Here is a 26,186-nt window from a genome sequence, read left to right as displayed (position 1 = left end):
AGTGGCCGGCCCCCGGGCCCCGGCATCGCATTAACGGGATCACGACCCGTCGGTCACGGGGTCGGCGGACGCAGGTAGCGGGTGAAGAGGAATCCTTTCTGCTCGATCAATGAGACCAGCCGCATCCGCTGCACGTCAGGCATTTCCGCATCGCGGATGATGCGCGGCGCGTCGCCGCCCGTGATCAGCGGAGCCAGCGACAGGCACAACTCGTCCAGCAGACCGGCCGCCGCCAGCTGCCCCAGCAGCCGCGGGCCGCCCTCGCTCAGCAACCGCGTCCAGCCCCGCTCCGCCAGCGCCGACACGCCCGCCCGCAGGTCCACCGACCCCTCCCCGGCGAGAACCAGGTCGGCCACCTCGGCGACCGCCCGGCGCCGCTCCTCGGGCGCGTCCGCGGTGGTGATCACCACCGTCCTGACCAGCGGGGCGGTGAACAGCGGCGCGGTCAGGTCCAGGGTCAGCGAGCGGCTCACGATCGCGATCGCCGGAGCCGGGGCCTGCCCGGCCGCCGCCCGCGCCGCCGCGAACTCGGCCCGGGCCCGGGCCGGCCGGTAGCCCTCCGCGCGGACCGTCTCCGCGCCCACCAGCACCACGTCCGACAGCGCGCGCAGCACACCGAAGATCCGCTTGTCGGCGTCCCCGGACAGGCCCTCCGAGAGGCCCTCCAACCTCGCCCCGCCGTCCAGCCCGGCCACCATGTTGGCGCGCAGCCAGGGCCGCCCCCGATTCACCTGGTCGGGGTAGGCGTAGACGGCGGCGAGCGACTCCAGCGAGGCCGGGTCGGCGACCGGCTCGCCCAGCGGGCTGATCAACTGTTGCATGCCCTCAGTCTTCCACCGGCCGCCGTCCCGAGGGGCTCCGCACCAGGCGTACCCTCTACTAACGTGCCAGCAGCCCCCCGCCCCGACACCGCGACCGAGTCCATAGCCGCCGCGAGCGCGGCCGGCTCCCCGATCGCGCTCGCCGACCGCCGCCCCGTCGTGCCCGCCGAGCGGCTGGTCGCCGAGATGGTCCCGCCGCCCCGGTTTTCCGACGTGAGCTTCGGAACGTACATTCCGGACCCGAACCAGCCCAGCCAGTACGAGGCCGTCCAGGTCCTGGAGCAGTTCGCCACCACCCTCGGCGGGGGAAACGGTTCCGCACCCAAGCGCAGCTGGTTCCGCCGCTCCGCCCCGGCGCCCACCGGCCCGGCCGGCGTGTACCTCGACGGCGGCTACGGCGTCGGCAAGACCCACCTGCTCGCCTCGCTCTGGCACGCCGCCCCAGGCCCCAAGGCCTTCGGCACCTTCGTCGAGCTGACCAACCTGGTCGGTGCGCTCGGCTTCCAGCAGGCCGTCCGGACCCTCTCCGGGCACACGCTGCTGTGCATCGACGAGTTCGAGCTCGACGACCCGGGCGACACCGTCCTGGTCTCCACGCTGCTCGGCCGCCTCGTCGACAACGGCGTCAAGCTCTGCGCCACCTCGAACACCCTGCCGGAGAAGCTCGGCGAGGGCCGCTTCGCCGCCGCCGACTTCCTGCGCGAGATCCAGGGCCTGTCCGCGCACTTCCGCCCGATGCGGATCGACGGCCAGGACTACCGCCACCGCGGCCTCCCGGACGCCCCGCCGCCCTACCCCGACGCGGCCGTCGACGCCGTCGCCGCCCGCACCCCCGGCGCCTCCCTCGACGACTTCGACACCCTCCTCGCCCACCTCTCCGCCGTCCACCCCAGCCGCTACGGCGCGCTGCTCGACGACGTCACCGCCGTCTGCCTGCGCGGCGTCCGCCAGGTCGACGACCAGTCCACCGCCCTGCGCCTGGTCGTCCTCGCCGACCGCATGTACGACCGCGAGCTCCCCATCACCGCCTCCGGCCTCCCCTTCGACCAGGTCTTCCCCGACGACATGCTCCGCGGCGGCTACCGCAAGAAGTACCTCCGCGCCATCTCCCGCCTGGTAGCCCTCGCCCGCGACAGCGCGAAGACCTGACCCCGTAACCCCCGCCCCGGCCGGGCGTTGCTCCCTGGCGGAGCAGAGGGGGACGCATGGCCGGTGGCGGGTGAGGCCGAGCATCTGCCCGCCGCCGCCTTCGACTCGGTCGTCCGCATCGACCCGGCCCATGAGCCCGCCATGAGGTTCGAGGGGTACGCGGCCTGAGGGAGCCGCACCGCTTGTCGGTGGTGGGTCGTACGGTGGACTCGTGCGACCCATCACGAGTATTGAGCGGTCAGTGGCGCCCTTCGAGGTCGTCAGTCCCTTCCAGCCGAACGGGGACCAGCCGGCGGCGATCGCCGATCTGGAGCGGCGGATCAAGGGTGGGGAGAAGGACGTCGTCCTGCTCGGTGCCACCGGTACCGGGAAGTCGGCCACCACGGCCTGGATGATCGAGCGGCTGCAGCGGCCCACCCTGGTGATGGCGCCGAACAAGACGCTGGCCGCCCAGCTGGCGAACGAGTTCCGCGAGCTGCTGCCGAACAACGCGGTCGAGTACTTCGTCTCGTACTACGACTACTACCAACCCGAGGCGTACGTCCCGCAGACGGACACCTACATCGAGAAGGACTCCTCGATCAACGAGGAGGTCGAGCGGCTGCGGCACTCGGCGACCAACTCGCTGCTGACCAGGCGGGACGTGATCGTGGTCGCGTCGGTGTCCTGCATCTACGGCCTCGGCACCCCGCAGGAGTACGTGGACCGGATGGTCCCGCTCAAGGTCGGCGAGGAGATCGACCGGGACGTCCTGCTGCGCCGCTTCGTGGACATCCAGTACGCCCGCAACGACGTGGCGTTCACCCGGGGCACCTTCCGGGTCCGCGGCGACACCATCGAGATCTTCCCGGTCTACGAGGAGCTGGCCGTCCGGATCGAGATGTTCGGCGACGAGATCGAGGCGCTGTACACCCTGCACCCGCTGACCGGCGAGATCATCAGCCAGGACGAGTCGGTGTACGTCTTCCCCGCCTCGCACTACGTGGCCGGCCCGGAGCGCATGGAGCGGGCGATCACCGGCATCGAGAAGGAGCTGGAGGAGACGCTCGCCCGGCAGGAGAAGCAGGGCAAGCTGCTGGAGGCCCAGCGGCTGCGCATGCGCACCACCTACGACATCGAGATGCTGCGCCAGATCGGCACCTGCTCGGGCGTCGAGAACTACTCGATGCACTTCGATGGCCGCGAGCCCGGCTCCCCGCCGAACACCCTGCTCGACTACTTCCCGGAGGACTTCCTCCTGGTCATCGACGAGTCGCACGTCACCGTCCCGCAGATCGGCGCGATGTACGAGGGCGACGCCTCGCGCAAGCGCACCCTGGTGGAGCACGGCTTCCGGCTGCCCTCCGCGATGGACAACCGCCCGCTGAAGTGGGAGGAGTTCCTGGGGCGGATCGGCCAGACGGTGTACCTGTCGGCGACGCCCGGCCCGTACGAGCTGTCCCGCGGCGACGGCCAGGTCGAGCAGATCATCCGCCCGACCGGTCTGATCGACCCGGAGGTGATCGTCAAGCCGACCGAGGGCCAGATCGACGACCTGGTGCACGAGGTCCGCAAGCGGGTGGAGCGGGACGAGCGCGTCCTGGTGACCACGCTGACCAAGAAGATGGCCGAGGACCTCACCGACTACATGCTCGGGCTGGACATCCGGGTCCGGTACCTGCACAGCGACGTGGACACCCTGCGCCGGGTGGAGCTGCTGCGCGAGCTGCGCGCGGGCAGGTACGACGTGCTGGTCGGCATCAACCTGCTGCGCGAGGGCCTGGACCTGCCGGAGGTGTCGCTGGTCGCAATCCTGGACGCGGACAAGGAGGGCTTCCTGCGCTCCGGCACCTCGCTGATCCAGACGATCGGGCGCGCCGCCCGAAACGTCTCGGGCCAGGTGCACATGTACGCGGACCGGATCACCCCGTCGATGGAGAAGGCGATCGACGAGACCAACCGCCGGCGGGTGGTGCAGCAGGCGTACAACAAGAAGCACGGGATCGACCCGCAGCCGCTGCGGAAGAAGATCGGCGACATCCTGGACACCCTCGCCCGCGAGGACGTGGACACCGACGAGCTGCTGTCCACCGGCTACCGCGGGGCCGCCGGGAAGGGCAAGGCCCCGGTGCCGGCCCTGGGCATGGAGCGCAAGCAGGGTGAGAGCCTGCCGGCCGCCGAGCTGGCGGAGCTGATCCAGTCGATGACGGACCGGATGCACGCGGCCGCCGCCGACCTCCAGTTCGAGGTCGCGGCCCGGCTGCGCGACGAGGTGAAGGAGCTGAAGCGGGAGCTGCGCCAGATGCGGGAGGCCGGCGTGGCCTGAGCGGGGTCCGAGGGGGCCGACGGGGGCCTGAGGCGGGTCGAGGCGGCCGTCGGGCCGGGCCGGTGTGACACCGGTCAAGCCCGGCGGCGTCTCAGCCTTGCCACAATGCGGCGACCGCCGGGAGGCGCGGGGTGCCGCAGGCCCTAGGCTGGCCTGCGGCATCGACCTCGGGACGGGGTGGTGCGACAGCAACAGGGGGCCTCAGCCGGGGGACGGCACGGGGTGTTCCACCGTGGCGCCGCGCGGGGAGCGACCGCGTGGCCGGGTAGAGAGGGCAACGCCGTGTCGGTGAACCTTGCCAAGGGACAGCGGGTCAGTCTCCAGAAGGGGCCGGGCGGCGCGTTGACCGTGGTCCGGATGGGGCTCGGCTGGCAGGCCGCGCCGAAGCGGGGTCTGTTCGGCAGCCGTACCAGGACGATCGACCTGGACGCGTCGGCGCTCCTGTACGCCGAGAAGACACCGTCCGACGTGGTGTTCTTCCAGCACCTGGAGAGTACGGACGGTTCCGTCCGGCACACCGGGGACAACCTGGAGGGCGGCTCGGGCACGGAGGACGACGAGGCGATCCTGGTGGACCTGCTGCATGTGCCGGCGCACATCACCCAGGTGGTGTTCACGGTGAGCTCGTACACCGGGCAGACCTTCGCGGAGGTGCGGGGCGCGCACTGCCGGCTGGTGGACGAGACCACGGGCGAGGAGCTGGCCCGGTACGAGCTGGCCGGGGGAGGGCCGCACACCGGGCAGATCATGGCGAAGGTGTTCCGGGACGGGGCCGGCGGCTGGGAGATGCAGGCGATCGGCGCGCCGGCCAAGGGGCGGACCTTCCAGGACCTGCTGCCGGCGATCGAGCCGTACCTCTGACGGCACCTTCGGCGGCATCTCCGGCGGCATCTCCGACGGGCGCCGAGGACGGCGTCCCTGATGGTTCTTTACCTTCTTTACCTTTCTTTGGGCTTCCTGTTACTCTCGATGGCAGCGGAGGGGAGTATTCCCCCGCAGTCGTCCCCGTCATCACGGGCGCCCACGAGTGGCGCCCCGGGGCGCTGGTCCGTGCGGATGCCCCGAGAGCGGGCCCGACGGGCGGAAGAGACCTCCGGCAGTGACGATGACTGTCTCGCCTACCTGCCGGAGGAGCAGTAGTGGACGTTTCCGTAGCCATGTGGGTCACCACGATCGGTGTGCTGATCGCACTGATCGTGGCGGACTTCTTCATCGGAGGGCGCAAGCCGCACGAGGTCTCGATCAAGGAGGCCGGGATCTGGACCGCGGTCTGGATCGTGCTGGCGCTGATCTTCGGCGGGTTCCTCTGGTGGCACTCCGGCGCGCAGCCGGCCGGTGAGTTCTTCGCCGGTTACATCACCGAGAAGTCGCTCAGTGTCGACAACCTGTTCGTCTTCATCCTGATCATGGGCAAGTTCGCGGTGCCGAGGATCTACCAGCAGCGCGTGCTGATGTTCGGTGTGATCATCGCGCTGGTGCTGCGGGCGGTCTTCATCGCCGGTGGCGCGGCGCTGGTCACCCAGTTCTCCTGGGTGTTCTTCATCTTCGGCGCCTTCCTGATCTGGACCGCCTGGAAGCTGATCAAGGAGGCCCGGGCCGGCGAGGAGGAGGACGAGTTCGAGGAGAACCGCCTGCTCAAGTCGATCGAGCGGCGCTTCCCGTCCACCGACACGTACCACGGCACCAAGCTGTTTGTGAGGGAGAAGAGCAGCATCCGGGAGAACGGCCGCCGGCTGATGACCCCGATGCTGATCGTGATGCTGGCGATCGGCACCACGGACGTGCTGTTCGCGCTGGACTCCATCCCGGCGATCTTCGGCCTCACCCAGGACCCGTACATCGTCTTCACCGCCAACGCCTTCGCCCTGATGGGCCTGCGCCAGCTGTACTTCCTGATCGGCGGCCTGCTGAAGAAGCTGGTCCACCTGTCGTACGGCCTGTCGGTGATCCTCGGTTTCATCGGCGTGAAGCTGGTGCTGCACGCGGCGCACGAGGCCGGCGCGAACGTGCCGGAGATCGGCATCCCGCTCTCGCTGGGCGTCATCGTGGTCGTGCTGGCCGTCACCACCGTGACCAGCCTGATCGCCTCGAAGAAGCAGGAGCGGGCCGAGCGCGAGGCCCAGAAGCTGGACGCCTGACCCCCGTGTGACGGCCGAGGCCCCCGCGATCCGCAAGGGTCGTGGGGGCCTCGTCGTTCCCGCTGCCCGGTGTCCGGTGCTCGGCGCCCGGTGCCCGGAGGCCGAGGTCACCAGCCGCGCTCGCGCCACTCGTCGAGGTGCGGGCGCTCGGCGCCGAGGGTGGTGTCGTTGCCGTGGCCGGGGTAGACCCAGGCCTCGTCCGGGAGGACGTCGAAGATCTTCTCGTTGACGTCCCGGAAGAGGCTCGTGAAGGCCTCCGCATCGCCCCAGGTGTTGCCGACGCCGCCCGGGAAGAGGCAGTCGCCGGTGAAGACGTGCGGGTGGCCCTGCGGGTCGTCGTAGATCAGCACGATCGCGCCCGGGGTGTGTCCGACCAGGTGCCGGACGGTGAGTTCCACGTCGCCGACCCGCAGCTTGTCGCCGTCCGCGAGCAGCAGCTCGGTGGGCACGTCGACGCCCTCGGCGTCGTGCGCGCCGGCGGCGGTGCGGGCCCCCGTCACGGCGACCACCTCGGCGAGCGCGGCCCAGTGGTCGTGGTGCCGGTGGGTGGTGACCACGGTGGCCAGCTCGTCACCGACGGTCTCCAGCAGCACCGGGGCGTCGGCGGCCGCGTCGATCAGCAACTGCTCGTCGGTGGCCCGGCAGCGCAGCAGGTAGGCGTTGTTGTCGTACGGGCCGACGGCCACCTTGGTGATGATGAGGTGCGCCAGCTCCCGCACGTCCGGCGGCCCGCCGACCTTGACCGCTCCGTGGTACGTCATCCGTCCGCTCCTCGTCCGGTGAAGGGGTTCAGGATCATCTTCGCGCCGTCAGCCCAGCGGGGGAAGCTGGGGGAGGGCGGTGTCGGGGGTGGTCCGGAGGCCGGCGCCGTCGGAGCGGCCGGAGAGCCAGGCGAGCAGGGAGCGGAGGGGGCCCCGGACGGTGAGGACGGGCTCGCCGGTGCCGATCAGGCCGATGTCCCCGGTGTCCTCGGCGACGAGCTCGACGCCGGGCAGGGCGGTGCCGCGCAGCTTGTTGGCGATCCTGTGGAACTCGGTGACGGCGAAGACCTCCGGCCAGTGCGCGGGGGTGTGGCCGGCGTCCAGGTCGACGTGGTGGTACTCGACCTCGGCGAGGCGCTTCCACGGGAGGTCGTGGGCGGGGAAGACGTAGCCGGTGCGGTGGCGGACCTCGACCGTCCAGGCTTCGGCGGGCAGCAGCGCGGAGGCCGCGGCGAAGCGCTCGCGGGAGTCGCGCAGGTCGGCGAGCTGGACGTCCACCGGGCGGGGCGCGCCCTCCTCGATCTGCCGGTCGCGGGCCTCGGTGCTGGCGTACTGCGGGATGTCGGTGCCGGTGCGGGCGCCGTCCAGCAGGTTGACCAGCGAGTCGGCGTTGCGGGCGAGGTGGGCCAGCACGTGACCGCGGGTCCAGCCGGGCAGGGCGGAGGGCTCGGCGACGGCCTCGGGCTTCAGCTCGGCGACGGTGTTCAGCAGGTGCCGGGTGCTCTCCTCGACCAGGGCCAGGTACTGCGCGGCGGCCTCGGCGGCGGTCTGCGGGTCGGTCATCGGATCGGCCTTCTGTGGGAGACGGCGCGTTGCCCGCGGGGGGCTCCGCTCGTTGACCAGCCGACGCTATCGCCGAATCCGACCGCTGAGCAGGGCCTTTTTCGGTCCGGGTACGGAGGGTCCGGAGGGCGCTCTCACTCGTTCGGGTGGACTCCACTGGACACGGTCGATATTCGAACGTCTGAGCTAGTAGGCTGGCTGCCGCATCCTGGAAGAAGCACACATCTCCCCGCAAGTCCCTTCGCCCCGGAGAAAGGCGCCAGAAGCAGTGGCCGACCGCCTCATCGTCCGCGGTGCTCGCGAGCACAACCTCAAGAACGTCTCGCTCGACCTGCCCCGCGACTCCCTCATCGTCTTCACGGGCCTCTCCGGCTCCGGCAAGTCCTCGCTCGCCTTCGACACGATCTTCGCCGAGGGCCAGCGCCGCTACGTCGAGTCGCTGTCCTCCTACGCCCGCCAGTTCCTCGGGCAGATGGACAAGCCCGATGTGGACTTCATCGAAGGCCTCTCCCCGGCCGTCTCGATCGATCAGAAGTCCACCAACCGCAACCCCCGTTCGACCGTCGGCACGATCACCGAGGTCTACGACTACCTGCGCCTGCTGTTCGCCCGGATCGGCAAGCCGCACTGCCCGCACTGCGGCCGCCCGATCGCCAAGCAGTCGCCGCAGGCGATCGTCGACAAGGTGCTGGAGCTCGCCGAGGGCACCCGGTTCCAGGTGCTCAGCCCGGTGGTGCGCGAGCGCAAGGGCGAGTTCGTCGACCTCTTCGCCGACCTCCAGTCCAAGGGCTACTCGCGCGCCCGGGTGGACGGCGAGACGATCCAGCTCGCCGAGCCGCCGAAGCTCAAGAAGCAGGAGAAGCACACCGTCGAGGTGGTCATCGACCGCCTGACCGTCAAGGAGAGCGCCAAACGGCGGCTCACCGACTCGGTGGAGACGGCCCTGCGGCTGTCCGGCGGCATGGTCGTGCTCGACTTCGTCGACCTCGCGGAGGACGACCCGGAGCGCGAGCGGATGTACTCCGAGCACCTCTACTGCCCGTACGACGACGTGTCGTTCGAGGAGCTGGAGCCGCGCTCGTTCTCCTTCAACTCGCCGTTCGGCGCCTGCCCGGACTGCTCGGGCCTGGGCAACCGGATGGAGGTCGACCCGGAGCTGGTCGTCCCGGACCCGGAGCGCTCGCTGGAGGAGGGCGCGATCCACCCGTGGTCGGCGGGCCACGCCAAGGAGTACTTCCAGCGGCTGATCGACGCGCTCGCCGGGGAGCTCGGCTTCCGCACCGACATCCCGTGGGCCGGGCTGCCGGCCCGCGCCAAGAAGGCGCTGCTGTACGGGCACAAGCACCAGGTGCAGGTCAGCTACCGCAACCGCTTCGGGCGCGAGCGCTCGTACAGCACCGGCTTCGAGGGCGCCGTCCCGTTCATCCAGCGCCGGCACACCGAGGCGGAGAGCGACAGCAGCCGCGAGCGCTTCGAGGGCTACATGCGCGAGGTGCCCTGCCCGACGTGCGAGGGCACCCGGCTCAAGCCGGTGGTGCTCGCGGTCACCGTCGAGGAGAAGTCGATCGCCGACGTCTCGGCGATGTCGATCAGCGACTGCGCCGAGTTCCTGGGCGCGATGAAGCTGAACGACCGGGACAAGCAGATCGCCGAGCGCGTCCTGAAGGAGGTCAACGAGCGGCTGCGCTTCCTGGTCGACGTCGGCCTGGACTACCTCTCGCTGAACCGCGCGGCCGGCACCCTGTCCGGCGGCGAGGCCCAGCGCATCCGGCTGGCCACCCAGATCGGCTCCGGCCTGGTCGGCGTGCTGTACGTGCTGGACGAGCCGTCCATCGGCCTGCACCAGCGGGACAACCACCGGCTGATCGAGACGCTGGTGCGGCTGCGCGACATCGGCAACACGCTGATCGTGGTCGAGCACGACGAGGACACCATCAAGACGGCGGACTGGGTGGTCGACATCGGCCCGGGCGCCGGCGAGCACGGCGGCAAGGTGGTGCACTCCGGCTCGTTGAAGGGGCTGCTGTCCAACAAGGAGTCGCTGACCGGCCAGTACCTCTCCGGCAAGCGGTCCATCCCGATCCCGGCGGGCCGCCGCGACCGGGACAAGAAGCGCCAGCTGACCGTCCACGGCGCCCGCGAGCACAACCTCAAGGACGTCACGGTCGGCTTCCCGCTCGGCACCTTCACCGCGATCACCGGCGTCTCCGGCTCCGGCAAGTCGACGCTGGTCAACGACATCCTCTACACCCACCTCGCCCGGGAGCTGAACGGCGCCCGCAGCGTGCCCGGCCGGCACACCCGGATCACCGGCACCGACCTGGTGGACAAGGTGGTGCACGTCGACCAGTCGCCGATCGGGCGCACCCCGCGCTCCAACCCGGCCACCTACACCGGGGTGTTCGACCACGTGCGCCGGCTCTTCGCGGAGACGCAGGAGGCGAAGGTCCGCGGCTACCTGCCCGGCCGGTTCTCCTTCAACGTCAAGGGCGGCCGCTGCGAGAACTGCTCGGGCGACGGCACCATCAAGATCGAGATGAACTTCCTGCCGGACGTCTACGTCCCGTGCGAGGTCTGCCACGGCGCCCGGTACAACCGGGAGACGCTGGAGGTCCACTACAAGGGCAAGTCCATCTCCGAGGTGCTGGACATGCCGATCGAGGAGGCGCTGGCCTTCTTCGAGGCCGTCCCGGCGATCGCCCGGCACCTCAGGACGCTCAACGACGTCGGCCTCGGCTACGTCCGGCTCGGCCAGTCCGCGCCGACGCTCTCCGGCGGCGAGGCGCAGCGCGTCAAGCTCGCCTCCGAGCTGCAGAAGCGCTCGACCGGGCGGACGGTCTACGTGCTGGACGAGCCCACCACCGGCCTGCACTTCGAGGACATCAGCAAGCTGATCAAGGTGCTCAGCGGGCTGGTGGAGAAGGGCAACACGGTGATCGTCATCGAGCACAACCTCGATGTGATCAAGACCGCGGACTGGGTCGTCGACATGGGCCCCGAGGGGGGTTCCGGCGGCGGCATGGTGGTCGCCGAGGGCACCCCGGAGCAGATCGCCGCCGTCCCGGAGAGCCACACCGGCAAGTTCCTCCGCGACATCCTTCCGGGCGAGTTCGCGGACGCCCCGGTCGCCCCGGTGAAGAAGGCGCCGCGCAAGCGCGCCGCCGCGGCGAAGAAGTAGCGAAGAGGGAGAAGCGGCCCCGCTCCGCCGCCCCGCCCCCGGGGCGGCGGAGCGGGTGCCGCATAGACTTCCGTGGTCCCTCGTAGGAAGCCGAACCGCAGGAGCGCACCGATGTCAGAGGCCCCCGAGACCAGCCCCGCCACCTCCCGCCGCACCGTGCTCTGCGGTGCCGCCGCCGTACTGGCGGCCGGCGGCACCGTGGCGGTCGCCGGCTGCGGTTCCTCCTCGGGCTCCTCGGGCTCCTCCGGCGCCGGCAGCGCGGCCAAGAGCCCGGTGGACCTCGGCCCGGCCTCGGCGGTGCCGGAGGGCGGCGGCAAGGTCTTCCGCAACCAGAAGATCGTCGTGACCCAGCCGACCGCGGGGGAGTACAAGGCCTTCAGCGCCGTCTGCACCCACGCCGGCTGCGTCGTCGACCAGGTGAAGAGCCAGCAGATCCAGTGCCCCTGCCACGGCAGCCGGTTCGCCATCGCCGACGGCGCCGTCCAGGACGGCCCGGCCCCCAGGCCGCTGCCCGCCTACGCCGTCACGGTCGACGGCGGGAACCTCAAGGTGACCCCGAGCTGAACCAGTTGATCTCCGCCAAGTCGATCTACGCCCAGTCGATCCCCGCCCAGTTGATCTCCCCTTCGCGGCCCCGGCTCCACTCGGTACGGTGGACCCATGGCTGACCCGAGCACCTACCGCCCGGCGCCGGGCGCGATCCCGACCTCACCGGGCGTCTACAAGTTCCGTGACGCCCACGGGCGGGTCATCTACGTCGGCAAGGCCAAGAGCCTGCGGCCGCGCCTGTCGTCCTACTTCCAGGACCTGGCCGGCCTGCACCCGCGCACCGCGACCATGGTCACCACCGCCGCCTCGGTGGAGTGGACGGTGGTGGCCACCGAGGTCGAGGCGCTCCAGCTGGAGTACTCCTGGATCAAGGAGTTCGACCCGCGGTTCAACGTCAAGTACCGCGACGACAAGAGCTATCCGGAACTCGCCGTCACCCTCAACGAGGAGTACCCGCGGGTCCAGGTGATGCGCGGGGCGCACAAGAAGGGCGTGCGCTACTTCGGCCCGTACGGGCACGCCTGGGCGATCCGCGAGACGGTCGACCTGCTGCTGCGCGTCTTCCCCGTCCGCACCTGCTCCAACGGCGTGTTCAAGCGCGCCCGGCAGGTCGGCCGGCCCTGCCTGCTCGGCTACATCGGCAAGTGCGCCGCGCCCTGCGTCGGCAAGGTCTCGCCGGACGAACACCGGGCGCTGGCCGAGGACTTCTGCGACTTCATGGCCGGGCGCACCGGCAACTACCTGCGCCGGCTGGAAGAGCAGATGCGGGAGGCCGCCGAGGAGATGGAGTACGAGAAGGCGGCCCGGCTGCGGGACGACATCGGCGCCCTCAAGCGCGCGATGGAGAAGAACGCCATCGTCCTCGCCGATGCCACCGACGCCGACCTGCTGGCCGTCGCCGAGGACGAACTGGAGGCCGCCGTCCAGATCTTCCACGTCCGCGGCGGCCGGGTGCGCGGCCAGCGCGGCTGGGTCACCGACAAGGTCGAGGACGTCGACACCGCCGGCCTGGTCGAGCACGCCCTCCAGCAGCTCTACGGCGGCGCCGGCGGCCCGGACGAGCGCAACGAGTCCGTCCCGCGCGAGGTGCTCGTCCCCGCGCTGCCCGAGCCGGCCGGCCCGGTCCGGGACTGGCTGAGCGGCCTGCGCGGCAGCCAGGTCGACCTGCGGATCCCGCAACGCGGCGACAAGAAGGACCTGATGGCCACCGTGCAGCGCAACGCCCAGCAGGCGCTGGCACTGCACAAGACCAAGCGCGCCTCCGACCTCACCACCCGCAGCCGCGCCCTCCAGGAGATCGCCGACGCGCTGGAGCTGGACTCGGTGCCGCTGCGCATCGAGTGCTTCGACATCTCCCACCTCCAGGGCGAGGACGTGGTCGCCTCGATGGTCGTCTTCGAGGACGGCCTCGCCCGCAAGAGCGAGTACCGGCGCTTCCAGATCAAGGGCTTCGAGGGCCAGGACGACGTCCGCTCGATGCACGAGGTGATCGGCCGGCGCTTCCGCCGCTACCTCCAGGAGCGCGAGCAGACCGGCGAGTGGGTCGTCCCCGAGGCCGACGACCCGGGCGCCGCCGCCGCCGACGGCACCGGGGCCCCGGCCGGCCCGATCGACCCGGAGACGGGCCGCCCGCGCCGCTTCGCCTACCCGCCCCAACTGCTGGTCGTCGACGGCGGCCAGCCGCAGGTCGCCGCCGCCAAGCGCGCCCTGGACGAACTCGGCATCGACGACGTCGCGCTGTGCGGCCTGGCCAAGCGGCTGGAGGAGGTCTGGCTGCCCGGCGAGGACGACCCGGTCGTGCTGCCGCGCTCCAGCGAGGGCCTCTACCTGCTCCAGCGGGTCCGCGACGAGGCCCACCGCTTCGCGATCAGCTACCAGCGCAGCAAGCGTTCCAAGCGACTCACCGCCGGGGAACTGGACTCCGTCCCGGGCCTCGGCGAGACTCGCCGCCAGGCGCTGCTCAAGCACTTCGGCTCGCTGAAGAGGCTTCGGGCCGCCACCGTCGACGAACTCTGCGCCGTACCCGGCATCGGACGCCGCACGGCGGAGACTGTTGCGGCGGCGTTGTCCTCCCGTACACCCGTCGCACCAGCGGTGAACACCGCTACCGGCGAGATCATCGAGGACGGGGCCGAACCGGCCGCCGAGCCGGTGGCCGCAGCATCCCAGACCGCACCATCCCAGGAGACGCCATGACGGTCGACGCCGACCGTCAGACGGCGCGCCCAGCCCCCGCCCGCCTGTCCGGGCAGGGGAAGGGCGGCCGCGCCGTGCGCGTTCTCCCCAGCAGAAAGACCGAGAGCGGGGAACCGAAGTGACCGTGTCAGACGTGGCCGAGAACGCGCCGGAGCTGGTGATCATCTCCGGTATGTCCGGAGCCGGCCGCTCCACCGCCGCGAAGTGCCTGGAGGACCTGGGCTGGTTCGTGGTGGACAACCTGCCACCGGCCCTGATCCCGACCATGGTCGACCTGGGCGCCCGCTCCCAGGGCAACGTCGCCCGGATCGGCGTGGTCGTGGACGTCCGGGGCCGCCAGTTCTTCGACGACCTGCTCACCTCGCTCGACGAGTTGGAGAAGCGCGGAGTCCGGCTCAGCGTGGTCTTCCTGGACTCCTCCGACGACGCGCTGGTCCGCCGCTTCGAGAGCGTGCGCCGCCCGCACCCGCTGCAGGCCGACGGCCGGATCGTCGACGGCATCGCCCAGGAGCGCGACCTGCTGCGCGACCTGCGCGGCGAGGCCGACCTGGTGATCGACACCTCCAACCTCAACGTGCACCAGCTGCGCGCCAAGCTGGACGCCCAGTTCGCCGACCACGACGAGCCCGAGCTGCGCGCCACCGTGATGTCCTTCGGCTTCAAGTACGGCCTGCCGGTCGACGCCGACCTGGTGGTGGACTGCCGCTTCCTGCCCAACCCGCACTGGGTGCCCGAGCTGCGCGCCCGCACCGGCACCGACGCGGACGTCGCCGACTACGTGTTCCAGCAGCCTGGCGCCAACGAGTTCCTGGACGGCTACGCCGAGCTCCTGCGCATCATCACCGAGGGGTACCGCCGGGAGGGGAAGCGCTACATGACGCTTGCCGTAGGCTGCACCGGTGGCAAGCACCGCAGCGTCGCGATGTCCGAGCGCCTGACCAAGCGTCTCATCGCCGACGGAGTGGAGACGGTGCTCGTCCACCGTGACATGGGACGGGAGTGACCGCCGCCTCCTAGCCGGGCCGCCGGCGGGGCCGGCGGCCGCGGCGAGGAACGCGAGGTGAGTGTGGCGGGATATGTGCCCGGGCGGCAGCCGCAGAACAGGAGTGCCGACCGGGCGGGTGGCCCGGCCCGGCCGCCGGTCCCGAGCCGGCCGCGCAGCAGCCCCGCCCGGGCCAACCCGGCCCCCCGGATCACCGCGCTCGGCGGCGGCCAGGGCCTGTCCGCCTCGCTCTCCGCGCTGCGCCGGCTCACCAGCGACCTGACCGCCGTGGTCACCGTCGCCGACGACGGCGGCTCCAGCGGCCGGCTCCGCACCGAGCTGGGCGTGCTGCCCCCCGGCGACCTGCGCAAGGCGCTGGCCGCGCTGTGCGGGGACGACGACTGGGGGCGCACCTGGTCCGAGGTGATCCAGCAGCGCTTCACCGGCACCGGTGAGCTGGGCGGCCACGCGGTCGGCAACCTGCTGATCGTCGCGCTCTGGGAGAAGCTCGGTGACCCGGTGGCCGCCCTGGACTGGGTCGGCCGGCTGCTGAACGTCCAGGGCCGGGTGCTGCCGATGTCGGCGGTGCCGCTGGACATCGAGGCGACCGTGCGCGGCCACGACCCGGAACGCCCCGGCGAGCTGTCGGCCGTCCGCGGCCAGGCCAGCGTCGCGGTCACGCCCGGCACCGTGCAGTCGATCCGGCTGCTGCCGGACGGGCCGCCGGCTGTCCCGGAGGCGGTCACGGCCGTCCGGGAGGCGGACTGGGTGGTGCTCGGGCCCGGTTCCTGGTTCACCAGTGTGCTGCCGCACCTGCTGGTGCCGGAGCTGGCCAAGGCGCTCACCGAGACCCGCGCCCGCCGCCTGCTCACCCTGAACCTGGCCCCCCAGCCCGGCGAGACCGAGGGCTTCACCCCGCAGCGCCACCTGGAGGTCATCGCCGACCACGCCCCGGGCCTCGCGGTGGATGCGATCCTGGTGGACGAGCGCGCCGTCACCGGCGGCGCCTTCGGCCAGGCGGATCTGGCCGGTCTGGAGAAGGCCGCCGAGCGGATGGGCGCCGCCCTGGTCCTGGGCCGGGTGGCCCGCACCGACGGCACCCCGCGACACGACCCGGAGCTGTTGGCCGCCGCGTACGACCGGATTTTCCGGACACATGGAAGGATCGGGCCATGGCGATGACTCCAGCGGTGAAGGACGAGATCAGCCGGCTCCCGGTCACCAGGGCCTGCTGCCGCAAGGCGGAGGTGTCGGCGATCCTGCGGTTCGCGGGCGGGCTGCACATCGTGAGCGGCCGGATCGTGATCGAGGCGGAGCTGGACACCGGCGCGGCGGCGCGGCGGCTGCGCAAGGACCTGCTGGAGATCTTCGGACACTCCTCCGACCTCGTGGTGATGGCCCCCGGCGGGCTGCGGCGCGGCAGCCGCTTCGTCGTCCGGGTGGTCAAGGACGGCGAACTGCTCGCGCGCCAGACCGGCCTCGTGGACGGCCGGGGCCGGCCGATCCGGGGGCTGCCCCCGGCGGTCGTCTCCGGGGCCACCTGCGATGCCGAGGCGGCCTGGCGCGGGGCCTTCCTGGCGCACGGCTCGCTCACCGAGCCGGGCCGCTCCTCCTCGCTGGAGATCACCTGCCCCGGCTCCGAGGCCGCCCTCGCCCTGGTCGGCGCGGCCCGCCGGCTCGGCATCCCGGCCAAGGCCCGCGAGGTGCGCGGCGTGGACCGGGTGGTGATCCGCGACGGCGACGCGATCGGCGCGCTGCTGACCCGGCTCGGCGCGCACGAGTCGGTGCTCGCCTGGGAGGAGCGCCGGATGCGGCGCGAGGTCCGGGCCACCGCCAACCGCCTGGCGAACTTCGACGACGCCAACCTGCGCCGCTCGGCCCGCGCCGCGGTGGCGGCCGGCGCCCGGGTGGCGCGGGCGCTGGAGATCCTCGGCGAGGAGGTGCCCGAGCATCTGGCCGCGGCCGGCCAGCTGCGGATGCAGCACAAGCAGGCCTCGTTGGAGGAACTGGGCGCGCTCGCCGACCCGCCGCTGACCAAGGACGCGGTGGCCGGCCGGATCCGCCGCCTGCTGGCGATGGCGGACAAGCGCGCCTCGGAGCTCGGCCTGCCGAGCACCGAGGCCAACCTCACCGACGAGATGGCGATGAACTGACCGCCGCACCGAGTGGCTGTTCCGCGGCCGGTGTCCGGATTCCGGGCACCGGCCGCCGCCGTGTCCGGAGGCGATACCCGGACGCGCCCGGTGTGCGCAAATTGGTAGAGACCACTGACCAGGACCAACTGCCCTGACGGCCAAGGACGGTCGGCCTGTTTTCGCGCCACGCCAGGTCGTCGCACGTGGCGCGATGTGCCCTCCCAGGCCTGGGAGGGGTAGGGTCATAGGCGGTCGGGGACTTCCCAAATCTCACCCCCGTCGGCTTAGCTCCGGCGTACCTAACGAGGAGATCGGTTCGTGACGATCCGGGTAGGCATCAACGGATTCGGCCGCATCGGCCGCAACTTCTTCCGCGCGGTCAAGGCGCAGGGCGCGGACATCGAGATCGTCGGTGTCAACGACCTCACTGACACGAAGACCCTGGCTCACCTGCTCAAGTACGACACCACCCTGGGCACCTTCCCGGGCGAGGTCTCGCACACCGAGGACAGCATCACCGTCGACGGCAAGACCTTCCAGGTCAGCGCCGAGCGTGACCCCGCCAACCTGCCGTGGGCCGCCCTGGGCGCCGACATCGTCGTCGAGTCCACCGGCATCTTTACCAAGGCCGAGGCCGCGAAGAAGCACCTCGCCGCCGGCGCCAAGAAGGTCATCATCTCGGCGCCCGCGAGCGACGAGGACGTCACCATCGTCCTCGGCGTCAACGAGGACAAGTACGACGCCGCCAACCACTCGATCATCTCCAACGCCTCCTGCACCACGAACTGCGTGGCGCCGATGGCCAAGGTGCTGCACGAGAACTTCGGCATCGTCAAGGGTCTGATGACGACCGTCCACGCGTTCACCAACGACCAGGTGACCCTGGACTTCCCGCACAAGGACCTGCGCCGCGCCCGTGCCGCGTCGCAGAACATCATCCCGACCTCGACCGGTGCCGCCAAGGCGACCGCCCTGGTCCTGCCGGAGCTGAAGGGCAAGCTGGACGGCACCTCGCTGCGCGTCCCGGTCCCGACCGGCTCCATCACCGACCTGGTCGTCACCCTGGAGCGCGAGGTGACCAAGGACGAGGTCAACGCCGCCTTCCAGAAGGCCTCGCAGGAGGGCCCGCTCAAGGGCATCCTGACCTACACCGAGGACCCGATCGTCTCCTCGGACATCGTCAACGACCCGGCCTCCTGCATCTTCGACTCCCAGCTCACCATGGTCCAGGGCAACCAGGTCAAGGTGCTCGGCTGGTACGACAACGAGTGGGGCTACTCGAACCGCCTCGTCAACCTGACCTCCCTCGTCGGCGGCCAGCTCTGACGCAGCGGGAGCTGACGTGATGTAGGGGCGAGGGCCCGGCTGGCGCACTGTGCCGACCGGGCCCTCGCTCTGCGCACCAGGACTTCCCAGGCGGCCCCTGCGCCGTGCCGCCTCTGCGCATCAACCATCTCCCCAGGAGAGCCAATCCCCGTGAAGACCATCGAAGACCTCGACGTCGCCGGCAAGCGCGTGTTCGTCCGTGCCGACCTGAACGTCCCGCTGGACGGCACCACGATCACCGACGACGGCCGGATCCGTGCCGTCGCCCCGACCATCGCCAAGCTCGTCGAGCGCGGCGCCCGGGTCGTCGTCGCCTCCCACCTCGGCCGCCCGAAGGGTGCGCCGGACCCGAAGTTCTCGCTGGCCCCGGCGGCCGTGCGCCTCGGCGAGATCCTCGGCAAGAACGTCGCCTTCGCCACCGACACCGTGGGCGAGAGCGCCGAGTCCACCGTGGCCGCCCTGGGCGACGGCGAGGTCGCGCTGCTGGAGAACCTGCGCTTCAACGCCGGCGAGACCAGCAAGGACGACGCCGAGCGCAAGGCCTTCGCCGAGCAGCTGGCCGCCCTCGCGGACCTGTACGTCGGCGACGGCTTCGGCGCCGTGCACCGCAAGCACGCCTCGGTCTACGACCTGCCCGGCCTGCTGCCGCACGCGGCCGGCGACCTGATCGCCACCGAGGTCGGTGTGCTCAAGAAGCTCACCGAGGAGGTCGCGCGCCCGTACGTGGTCGTGCTCGGCGGCGCCAAGGTCTCCGACAAGCTCGGCGTGATCGACAACCTGCTGAAGAAGGCCGACCGGATCCTGATCGGCGGCGGCATGGCGTACACCTTCCTCAAGGCCAAGGGCCACGAGGTCGGCATCTCGCTGCTGCAGGAGGACCAGATCCCGGTCGTCCTGGACTACCTGAAGCGCGCCGAGGAGACGGGCGTCGAGTTCGTCCTGCCGGTGGACGTCCTGGTGTCGGCGGAGTTCCCCGACCTCAAGACCAAGGCCCCGGCCAACCCCGAGCTCGTCGCCGCGGACGCGATCCCGGCCGACCAGGAGGGCCTGGACATCGGCCCGAAGACCCGCGAGCTGTACGCGGCGAAGCTGGCCGACGCGGGCACCGTGTTCTGGAACGGCCCGATGGGCGTCTTCGAGCACCCGGACTACGCGAACGGCACCAAGGCCGTGGCCCAGGCGCTGCTGGACAGCGACGCGTTCACCGTGGTCGGTGGCGGCGACTCCGCCGCGGCCGTCCGCATCCTGGGCTTCGACGAGAACGCATTCGGACACATCTCGACCGGCGGTGGCGCCAGCCTCGAGTACCTGGAGGGCAAGACCCTCCCCGGTCTCGCCGCCCTGGAAGGCTGAAAGCAATGACTGAGCGTCTCCCGCTGATGGCGGGCAACTGGAAGATGAACCTCAACCACCTTGAGGCCATCCAGCACACCCAGAAGCTGGCCTTCGCGCTGGCCGACAAGGACTACGAGGCCGTCGAGGTCGCCGTCCTGGTGCCGTTCACCGACCTGCGTTCGGTGCAGACCCTGGTCGACGGCGACAAGCTGAAGATCAAGTACGGCTCGCAGGACATCTCGCAGCACGACTCCGGTGCCTACACCGGCGAGGTCTCCGGCCCGATGCTGGCCAAGCTGAAGTGCACCTTCGCGGTGATCGGCCACTCGGAGCGCCGCCAGTACCACGGTGAGGACGAGGCGATCGTCAACGCCAAGGTCAAGGCCGCCTACCGGGCCGGGATCACCCCGATCCTGTGCATCGGCGAGCCGCTGGACGTCCGCAAGGCCGGCACCCACGTCGAGCACACCCTCGCCCAGCTGGACGGCGCCCTGGCGGACATCCCGGCCCACCAGGCCGAGTCCATCGTGGTCGCCTACGAGCCGGTCTGGGCGATCGGCACCGGCGAGGTGGCCACCCCGGAGGACGCGCAGGAGGTCTGCGCCGCCATCCGCAAGCGGATCGCCGAGCTGTACGACGCCGAGCTGGCCGACAAGGTCCGCGTGCTGTACGGCGGTTCGGTGAAGTCGTCGAGCGCGGCCGGCCTGATGGCCAAGCCCGACATCGACGGCGGCCTGATCGGCGGTGCCTCGCTGGACGCCGACGAGTTCGTCAAGATCGTGCGCTACCGTGAGCAGGCAGTAGGCTAACGCCGCTGCAGCAACGTAGGCTTTGGGGCCGGACCGCCGTCGCGGTCCGGCCCCGTCGCCGAAGATACGAGAGAGTTGGTCCCGTCGTGGTTCTCGGGTTCTCGATTGCCCTGATCATCTTCAGTCTGCTGATGATCCTGCTGGTGCTGCTGCACAAGGGGAAGGGCGGCGGCCTGTCGGACATGTTCGGTGGCGGCGCGATGTCCACCGGCGGCGGCTCGGCGGTGGCCGAGCGCAACCTGGACCGCATCACGATCGTGGTCGGTCTCGCCTGGTTCGCCTGCATCATCGTGCTGGGCCTGGTGCTGAAGTACAAGAGCTGACGTAACCCTGACGCCCCGTCGCCCGAGCGCCTATCCTGGGACGGTCGGGGGCGGAGGCGATGGCGGTGGACGCTTAACTCCTGCTTACACTAGGACGACTTTCGCCACCGACGCGCACCGCGGAGGGTCGGCGCACCAGCACGCAGGGAGTCAGACCGTGGCAAGTGGCAACGCCATCCGTGGCAGCAGGGTCGGAGCGGGCCCGATGGGCGAGGCGGAGCGCGGCGAGTCCGCCCCGCGCAACCGGATCACCTTCTGGTGTGCCAACAAGCACGAGACCCGGCCGAGCTTCGCCGCCGAGGCCGTCATCCCGGACACCTGGGACTGCCCGCGGTGCGGTTTCCCGGCCGGGCAGGACGAGCACAACCCGCCCGCGCCCTCGCGCAACGAGCCGTACAAGACCCACCTCGCCTACGTCCGCGAGCGGCGCACCGACGCCGACGGCGAGGCGATCCTGGCCGAGGCGCTGGCCAAGCTGCGCGGCGAGATCTGACCCGGACGACAGACAGCGAAGGGCGCCACCGTCGAGGACGGTGGCGCCCTTGTGCGTTGCCGGGCCCGTTACGCCGAGGCCGGCGGGTACAGCTGGGGCGGGATCTGCTCCGCCGCGGCCCGGTCCAGCAGCCACAGGGTGCGGCTGCGGCCGTACGCGCCGGAGGCGGGCGCCTGGATCTCGCCGGGGCCGGACAGGGCCATCGCGACCGCGTCCGCCTTGTCCGCGCCGGCCGCCAGCAGCCAGACCTCGCGGGCCGCCCGGATCGCCGGGAGGGTGAGCGAGACCCGGGTCGGCGGGGGCTTGGGGGCCCCGCGCACGCCGATCACGGTCAGCTCGCTCTCCCGCACGCCCGGGTGCTCGGGGAAGAGCGAGGCGACGTGGGTGTCCGGGCCGACGCCGAGCAGCAGCACGTCGAAGGCCGGGACGCCGAGCCGGTCGCCCGGGCCGGAGGCCTTCGCCAGCTCCTCCGCGTAGCGGGCGGCGGCGGCCTCCACGTCCGAGCCGTCCACACCGTCCGAGGCGGGCATCTCGTGCACCCGCGCCGGGTCGAGCGGGACGGAGTCCAGCAGTTCGGCGCGGGCCTGGACGGCGTTGCGGTCCGGGTCCCCGGCGGGGACGAAGCGCTCGTCGCCCCACCAGAGGTCCAGCCGCGCCCAGTCGACCGCGTCGCGCGCCGGGGAGGCGGCGATCGCGGCCAGCAGGGCGTTGCCGTTGCGCCCGCCGGTGAGCACCACCGAGGCGGTGCCGCGGGCGGCCTGGGCGTCCACGATCCGGGTGATCAGCCGGGCCGCGGCCGCCTGGGCCATCAGCTCCTTGTCCCGGTGGACGACCAGCTGCGGGGTCGCGTTGGTCATGCGCTCCCCTTGGCGGCGCGCTTGGCGGGCTTCTTGGCGGGAGCCTTCTCGGCGGCCTCGGGCACGTCCTCGGACGCGCCCTCGGACGCGACCTTGGCGGTCACCCGGGCGGGGTTGGCCACCGCGGCCTCGGCGACCGCCGCGCGGGCGACCCGCTCGGCCGCCGCCGTCTCGGCGGTGTCCGGCTCGCGCAGCCGGTCGACGGGCGTGCGCACGGCCGTCGCGTAGATGTCGTCCGGGTCGAGCCGGCGCAGTTCCTCGGCGATCAGCTCCGAGGTCTCGCGCCGCTTGAGCGCCACCTGGCGGTCGGGGGAGCCGACCATGGAGAGCGTGCCCATCAGGCCGTCCGGGCGGTCCAGGGTGATGTCGCCGTCCTTGGTGCGCAGGTGCACCGCGGTGATGCCGGGGCCGCCGGTGACGACCCGCTCGACCGGCACGTGCAGCCGGTTGTGCAGCCAGAGGCCGAGCAGTTCGACGCTGGGGTTGTAGGACTCGCCCTCGACCACCGCGGAGGTGATCGTGACCGGCCGCTGGTCCAGCGCGGCGGCCAGCATCGAGCGCCAGCCGGTGATCCGGGTCCAGGCCAGGTCGGTGTCGCCCGGGGTGTAGCTCTGGGCCCGCTGGGCGAGCTGGCCCACCGGGGACTCGGCGGTGACGGCGTCGGTGATCCGGCGCTGGGCGAGCGCGCCCAGCGGGTCCTGCGCCGGGTGCAGCGGCGCGTTGTCGGGCCACCAGACGACGACCGGGGCGTCCGGGAGCAGCAGCGGCAGGACCACCGACTGGGCGTGCGCGGCGAGTTCGCCGTGCATACGCAGGATGACCGTCTCTCCCGAGCCGGCGTCGGTGCCGACCAGGATCTCGGCGTCCAGCCGGGTCTCGGCGCGGGCCCGGGGCGAACGCCCGGCGCGCTTGATCACCGCGAGGGTGCGCGAGGGGTGCTCGCGGGAGGCGTCGTTGGCGGCCTTGAGGGCGTCGTACGCGCTGCCCTCGTCGGTCACGATCACCAGGGTGAGCACCATGCCGGCGGCGGTGGAGCCACTGGCCCGGCGCGCCTCCATCAGCGCGGCGTTGATCTTGCTGGACGTCGTGTTGGTGAGGTCGATCTTCATGGCCGGCGCCAGCTCCTGCCGTCTCGTGCGAGCATCTCGTCCGCCTCGGCCGGGCCCCAGGTCCCCGCGGAGTACTGGGCGGGCTTGCCGTGGGTGTCCCAGTACTTCTCGATCGGGTCGAGGATCTGCCAGGAGAGCTCGACCTCCTGGTGACGCGGGAACAGGTTGGCGTCGCCGAGCAGCACGTCGAGGATGAGCCGCTCGTACGCCTCCGGGCTGGACTCGGTGAAGGACTCGCCGTAGGCGAAGTCCATCGTGACGTCCCGGACCTCGAAGGAGGTGCCCGGCACCTTGGAGCCGAACCGCACCGTCACGCCCTCGTCCGGCTGGACCCGGATGACCAGGGCGTTCTGCCCCAGCTCCTCGGTCGCGTAGGAGTCGAACGGCAGGTACGGGGCGCGCTGGAAGACCACCGCGATCTCGGTGACCCGGCGGCCCAGCCGCTTGCCGGTGCGCAGGTAGAACGGGACGCCCGCCCAGCGGCGGTTGTTGATCTCCAGCTTGATCGCGGCGTAGGTGTCGGTCTTGGAGTCCGGGTCGATGCCGTCCTCGTCCAGGTAGCCGACCACCTCCTCGCCGCCCTGCCAGCCGGCCGCGTACTGGCCGCGCACGGTGTGCCGGCCGAGGTCGGCCGGGAGCTTGACGGCGCTGAGCACCTTGAGCTTCTCGGCCACCAGCGCCTTCGGGTGGAAGGACGCCGGCTCCTCGATGGCGGTGAGCGCCATCAGCTGGAGCAGGTGGTTCTGGATGACGTCGCGGGCGGAGCCGATGCCGTCGTAGTAGCCGGCCCGGCCGCCGATGCCGATGTCCTCGGCCATGGTGATCTGCACGTGGTCGACGTACGACCGGTTCCAGATCGGCTCGAACATCTGGTTGGCGAAGCGCAGCGCCAGGATGTTCTGGACCGTCTCCTTGCCCAGGTAGTGGTCGATCCGGAAGACCTCGTCCCGGGGGAAGACCTCGTGGACGATCCGGTTCAGCTCCTGAGCGCTCTCCAGGTCGTGGCCGAAGGGCTTCTCGATGACCGCGCGGCGCCACGAGCCCTGCGGGGGGTCGGCCAGGCCGTGCTTCTTGAGCTGCTGGACGACGGTCGGGAAGAACTTCGGCGGGACGGACAGGTAGAAGGCGAAGTTGCCGCCGGTGCCCTGCGCCTTGTCCAGCTCGTCGATGGTCTCGCGGAGCTTGTCGAAGGCGTCGTCGTCGTCGAAGGTGCCGTGGACGAAGCGCATGCCCTTGGCGAGCTGCTGCCAGACCTCCTCCCGGAACGGGGTGCGGGCGTGCTCCTTGACCGCGTCGTGGACCTCCTTGGCGAAGTCCTCGTCGTCCCACTCGCGCCGGGCGAAGCCGACGAGAGAGAAGCCCGGCGGCAGCAGACCGCGGTTGGCCAGGTCGTAGATGGCCGGCATGAGCTTCTTGCGGGACAGGTCGCCGGTGACTCCGAAGATGACCAGACCGGACGGCCCCGCGATGCGCGGGAGCCGTCGGTCGGCCGGGTCACGAAGCGGGTTGACGGGGGCCGGCGGGAGATCGTCCGCGTCCGACTCCGAGGTCAACTCGGGGAAATCAGTGCTCACTTGTTGGGCTCCGCTTTCGTGCGCTGGCTGTGTGAGCGAACGGTCACTTCTCGCCGGCGAAGGAGGCGAGCGAGGCGGTGACGGTGTCGAGCAGCTCGTTCCAGGACTGCTCGAACTTCTCCACGCCCTCGTCCTCCAGCACCTGGACCACGTCGTCGTAGTCCACGCCGGCGGCGGCGATGGCGTCCATCACGGCCTTGGCGTCGGCGTAGTTGGGGACGATGGTGCCGCCGGTGACCACACCGTGGTCGGCGGTGGCCTCCAGGGTGGCCTCGGGCATGGTGTTGACCGTGCCGGGGGCGACCAGCTCGGTGACGTACAGGGTGTCCGGCAGGGCCGGGTCCTTGACACCGGTGGACGCCCACAGCGGGCGCTGCGGCTTGGCGCCGGCGGCCTCCAGCGAGCGCCAGCGGGCGCTGCCGGCGGACTTGCCGTCGACCGAGCCGAAGACCTCCTCGTACGCCTGGTAGGCGAGGCGGGCGTTGGCCAGGGCGGCCTTGGAGCGAAGGTCCCGGGCGTCGCCGCCGATCTTCTCCAGGCGCTTGTCGATCTCGGTGTCCACGCGGGAGACGAAGAAGGAGGCGACCGACTCGATCTGGGAGAGGTCCAGGCCCTTGGCCTTGGCGGCCTCCAGACCGGTCAGGTAGGCGTCGATGACGGCCTTGTAGCGCTCCAGCGAGAAGATCAGCGTGACGTTGACGCTGATGCCACGGCCGATCACCTCGGCGATCGCGGGCAGGCCGGCCTTGGTGGCGGGGATCTTGATGAAGACGTTCGGGCGGTCGACCAGCCACCACAGCTGCTTGGCCTCGGCCACGGTGGCCGCGGTCTCGTGCGCCAGGCGCGGGTCGACCTCGATGGAGACCCGGCCGTCGCGGCCGTTGGAGGCGTCGTAGACCGGGCGCAGCACGTCGGCCGCGTCGCGCACGTCCGAGGTGGTGATCATGCGGACGGCCTCGTCGGTGGTGACCTTGCGGACGGCGAGGTCGCGCAGCTGGCCGTCGTAGGAGTCGTCGCCGCCGCCGATGGCCTTCTGGAAGATGGTCGGGTTGGTGGTCACGCCCACCACGTGCTTGTTCTGCACCAGCTCGGCGAGGTTGCCGGTGTTCAGCCGCTTGCGGCTGAGGTCGTCCAGCCAGATCGCCACGCCTTCGTCGCTGAGGCGCTTCAGTGCGTCAGTCATGGTGCTTCAGTCCTTTTTGTTCTGCTTCGTGGGGTAGTCAGAGGGGGCCGTAGCCTGCACGGCGCGCTGGCCGCGCTGGAGTGGGCCGCCCAGGGCATCGACGCGTACGCGGTCGGGGTGCCGGAAGTGCACGACGGCACCTGGCTGTACGGCGGGCTGCGGGAGATCCCCGGGGCGGGC

Annotated in this window: 22 protein-coding genes; 15 read left to right on the top strand and 7 right to left on the bottom strand. The window is 71.2% G+C overall.

What is annotated here, in order from left to right; genetic code table 11:
- Positions 1–53: 53 nt before the first annotated feature.
- A complete protein-coding gene (locus ABT015_RS33175) occupies positions 54–821 on the bottom strand; it encodes a pyrimidine reductase family protein (RefSeq protein ID WP_350885820.1) in 768 nt (255 codons plus the stop codon).
- Positions 822–923: 102 nt separating this feature from the next.
- Between ABT015_RS33175 and zapE the strand changes: the two genes are divergently transcribed.
- The 4 genes from zapE to ABT015_RS33155 all read left to right on the top strand — a co-directional run bounded on the left by zapE (position 924) and on the right by ABT015_RS33155 (position 6,413).
- Positions 924–1,970 carry a cell division protein ZapE gene (gene zapE / locus ABT015_RS33170; protein WP_350885869.1) on the top strand — a complete coding sequence of 349 codons (1,047 nt, stop codon included), beginning with the start codon at positions 924–926 and terminating at the stop codon, positions 1,968–1,970.
- A 211-nt stretch (positions 1,971–2,181) separates the two neighbouring features.
- Complete coding sequence (gene uvrB / locus ABT015_RS33165; protein WP_350885818.1) at positions 2,182–4,275, top strand: excinuclease ABC subunit UvrB; 2,094 nt, start codon at positions 2,182–2,184, stop codon at positions 4,273–4,275.
- Positions 4,276–4,557: 282 nt separating this feature from the next.
- On the top strand, positions 4,558–5,136 hold the full coding sequence (locus tag ABT015_RS33160) for a TerD family protein (RefSeq protein WP_350885816.1): 579 nt from the start codon (positions 4,558–4,560) through the stop codon (positions 5,134–5,136).
- Positions 5,137–5,414: 278 nt separating this feature from the next.
- Positions 5,415–6,413: a TerC family protein gene (locus ABT015_RS33155; protein ID WP_350885814.1), complete on the top strand. Its 999-nt coding sequence runs from the start codon at positions 5,415–5,417 to the stop codon at positions 6,411–6,413.
- Between the two features lie 107 nt (positions 6,414–6,520).
- Here the strand turns inward: ABT015_RS33155 and ABT015_RS33150 are convergent, their stop codons facing one another.
- Together ABT015_RS33150 and ABT015_RS33145 are read right to left on the bottom strand one after the other, a co-directional pair.
- Entirely contained in the window at positions 6,521–7,174 is a 654-nt protein-coding gene (locus tag ABT015_RS33150) for an MBL fold metallo-hydrolase (RefSeq protein ID WP_350885812.1), read from the bottom strand.
- 48 nt (positions 7,175–7,222) lie between these two features.
- Positions 7,223–7,957 (bottom strand): maleylpyruvate isomerase family mycothiol-dependent enzyme, encoded by a 735-nt coding sequence (locus ABT015_RS33145; RefSeq protein ID WP_350885810.1) that lies wholly within the window; start codon positions 7,955–7,957, stop codon positions 7,223–7,225.
- Positions 7,958–8,225: 268 nt separating this feature from the next.
- On the opposite strand from ABT015_RS33145, the gene uvrA reads away from it, so the two are divergent.
- The 11 genes from uvrA to ABT015_RS33090 all read left to right on the top strand — a co-directional run bounded on the left by uvrA (position 8,226) and on the right by ABT015_RS33090 (position 21,283).
- Complete coding sequence (gene uvrA, locus ABT015_RS33140) at positions 8,226–11,135, top strand: excinuclease ABC subunit UvrA (RefSeq protein WP_350885808.1); 2,910 nt, start codon at positions 8,226–8,228, stop codon at positions 11,133–11,135.
- A gap of 111 nt (positions 11,136–11,246) precedes the next feature.
- Positions 11,247–11,699 (top strand): Rieske (2Fe-2S) protein, encoded by a 453-nt coding sequence (locus ABT015_RS33135; RefSeq protein ID WP_350885806.1) that lies wholly within the window; start codon positions 11,247–11,249, stop codon positions 11,697–11,699.
- A 96-nt stretch (positions 11,700–11,795) separates the two neighbouring features.
- Positions 11,796–13,880 (top strand): excinuclease ABC subunit UvrC, encoded by a 2,085-nt coding sequence (gene uvrC, locus ABT015_RS33130; protein ID WP_350885804.1) that lies wholly within the window; start codon positions 11,796–11,798, stop codon positions 13,878–13,880.
- Positions 13,881–14,052: 172 nt separating this feature from the next.
- On the top strand, positions 14,053–14,883 hold the full coding sequence (rapZ, locus tag ABT015_RS33125; protein WP_387816332.1) for an RNase adapter RapZ: 831 nt from the start codon (positions 14,053–14,055) through the stop codon (positions 14,881–14,883).
- A 63-nt stretch (positions 14,884–14,946) separates the two neighbouring features.
- Positions 14,947–16,044, top strand: a complete 1,098-nt coding sequence (locus ABT015_RS33120) for a gluconeogenesis factor YvcK family protein (RefSeq protein WP_350885867.1) — start codon at positions 14,947–14,949, stop codon at positions 16,042–16,044.
- A complete protein-coding gene (gene whiA / locus ABT015_RS33115; protein WP_063349505.1) occupies positions 16,035–17,015 on the top strand; it encodes a DNA-binding protein WhiA in 981 nt (326 codons plus the stop codon). Before ABT015_RS33120 ends, whiA begins: the two co-directional genes overlap by 10 nt.
- Before the next feature lie 300 nt (positions 17,016–17,315).
- The gene (gene gap, locus ABT015_RS33110) at positions 17,316–18,323 is read left to right on the top strand and encodes a type I glyceraldehyde-3-phosphate dehydrogenase (RefSeq protein WP_063349506.1); all 1,008 of its coding nucleotides are present in this window, start codon (positions 17,316–17,318) and stop codon (positions 18,321–18,323) included.
- Positions 18,324–18,473: 150 nt separating this feature from the next.
- Positions 18,474–19,676, top strand: a complete 1,203-nt coding sequence (locus ABT015_RS33105; protein ID WP_350885800.1) for a phosphoglycerate kinase — start codon at positions 18,474–18,476, stop codon at positions 19,674–19,676.
- Positions 19,677–19,681: 5 nt separating this feature from the next.
- Complete coding sequence (gene tpiA / locus ABT015_RS33100; RefSeq protein ID WP_350885798.1) at positions 19,682–20,467, top strand: triose-phosphate isomerase; 786 nt, start codon at positions 19,682–19,684, stop codon at positions 20,465–20,467.
- Between the two features lie 86 nt (positions 20,468–20,553).
- On the top strand, positions 20,554–20,790 hold the full coding sequence (gene secG, locus ABT015_RS33095) for a preprotein translocase subunit SecG (protein WP_063349509.1): 237 nt from the start codon (positions 20,554–20,556) through the stop codon (positions 20,788–20,790).
- A gap of 205 nt (positions 20,791–20,995) precedes the next feature.
- A complete protein-coding gene (locus ABT015_RS33090; RefSeq protein ID WP_063349510.1) occupies positions 20,996–21,283 on the top strand; it encodes an RNA polymerase-binding protein RbpA in 288 nt (95 codons plus the stop codon).
- A 68-nt stretch (positions 21,284–21,351) separates the two neighbouring features.
- Here the strand turns inward: ABT015_RS33090 and pgl are convergent, their stop codons facing one another.
- The 4 genes from pgl to tal form a co-directional block, all read right to left on the bottom strand.
- Positions 21,352–22,140 carry a 6-phosphogluconolactonase gene (pgl, locus tag ABT015_RS33085; protein ID WP_350885795.1) on the bottom strand — a complete coding sequence of 263 codons (789 nt, stop codon included), beginning with the start codon at positions 22,138–22,140 and terminating at the stop codon, positions 21,352–21,354.
- Positions 22,137–23,249: a glucose-6-phosphate dehydrogenase assembly protein OpcA gene (gene opcA / locus ABT015_RS33080; protein WP_350885793.1), complete on the bottom strand. Its 1,113-nt coding sequence runs from the start codon at positions 23,247–23,249 to the stop codon at positions 22,137–22,139. The genes pgl and opcA overlap by 4 nt, the downstream gene beginning before the upstream one ends.
- Entirely contained in the window at positions 23,246–24,802 is a 1,557-nt protein-coding gene (gene zwf, locus ABT015_RS33075; protein ID WP_350885865.1) for a glucose-6-phosphate dehydrogenase, read from the bottom strand. The genes opcA and zwf overlap by 4 nt, the downstream gene beginning before the upstream one ends.
- 64 nt (positions 24,803–24,866) lie before the next feature.
- Positions 24,867–26,006, bottom strand: a complete 1,140-nt coding sequence (tal, locus tag ABT015_RS33070; protein WP_063349514.1) for a transaldolase — start codon at positions 26,004–26,006, stop codon at positions 24,867–24,869.
- Positions 26,007–26,186 lie beyond the last annotated feature (180 nt).

Source organism: Kitasatospora sp. NPDC094016 (genome assembly GCF_040304045.1).
Taxonomy (GTDB): Bacteria; Actinomycetota; Actinomycetes; order Streptomycetales; family Streptomycetaceae; genus Kitasatospora.
This window is presented reverse-complemented; position numbering and strand designations above follow the sequence as displayed.

What these genes read in the sequence shown, in the direction of transcription:
- ABT015_RS33135 (WP_350885806.1), top strand. Translation starts at nt 11,247, where the DNA reads ATGTCAGAGGCCCCCGAGACCAGCCCCGCCACCTCCCGCCGCACCGTG.
- whiA (WP_063349505.1), top strand. Translation starts at nt 16,035, where the DNA reads ATGGCGATGACTCCAGCGGTGAAGGACGAGATCAGCCGGCTCCCGGTC.
- ABT015_RS33145 (WP_350885810.1), bottom strand. Translation starts at nt 7,957, where the DNA reads ATGACCGACCCGCAGACCGCCGCCGAGGCCGCCGCGCAGTACCTGGCC.
- pgl (WP_350885795.1), bottom strand. Translation starts at nt 22,140, where the DNA reads ATGACCAACGCGACCCCGCAGCTGGTCGTCCACCGGGACAAGGAGCTG.
- ABT015_RS33150 (WP_350885812.1), bottom strand. Translation starts at nt 7,174, where the DNA reads ATGACGTACCACGGAGCGGTCAAGGTCGGCGGGCCGCCGGACGTGCGG.
- opcA (WP_350885793.1), bottom strand. Translation starts at nt 23,249, where the DNA reads ATGAAGATCGACCTCACCAACACGACGTCCAGCAAGATCAACGCCGCG.
- uvrC (WP_350885804.1), top strand. Translation starts at nt 11,796, where the DNA reads ATGGCTGACCCGAGCACCTACCGCCCGGCGCCGGGCGCGATCCCGACC.
- ABT015_RS33090 (WP_063349510.1), top strand. Translation starts at nt 20,996, where the DNA reads ATGGGCGAGGCGGAGCGCGGCGAGTCCGCCCCGCGCAACCGGATCACC.
- tal (WP_063349514.1), bottom strand. Translation starts at nt 26,006, where the DNA reads ATGACTGACGCACTGAAGCGCCTCAGCGACGAAGGCGTGGCGATCTGG.
- tpiA (WP_350885798.1), top strand. Translation starts at nt 19,682, where the DNA reads ATGACTGAGCGTCTCCCGCTGATGGCGGGCAACTGGAAGATGAACCTC.
- ABT015_RS33175 (WP_350885820.1), bottom strand. Translation starts at nt 821, where the DNA reads ATGCAACAGTTGATCAGCCCGCTGGGCGAGCCGGTCGCCGACCCGGCC.
- rapZ (WP_387816332.1), top strand. Translation starts at nt 14,053, where the DNA reads ATGTCCGGAGCCGGCCGCTCCACCGCCGCGAAGTGCCTGGAGGACCTG.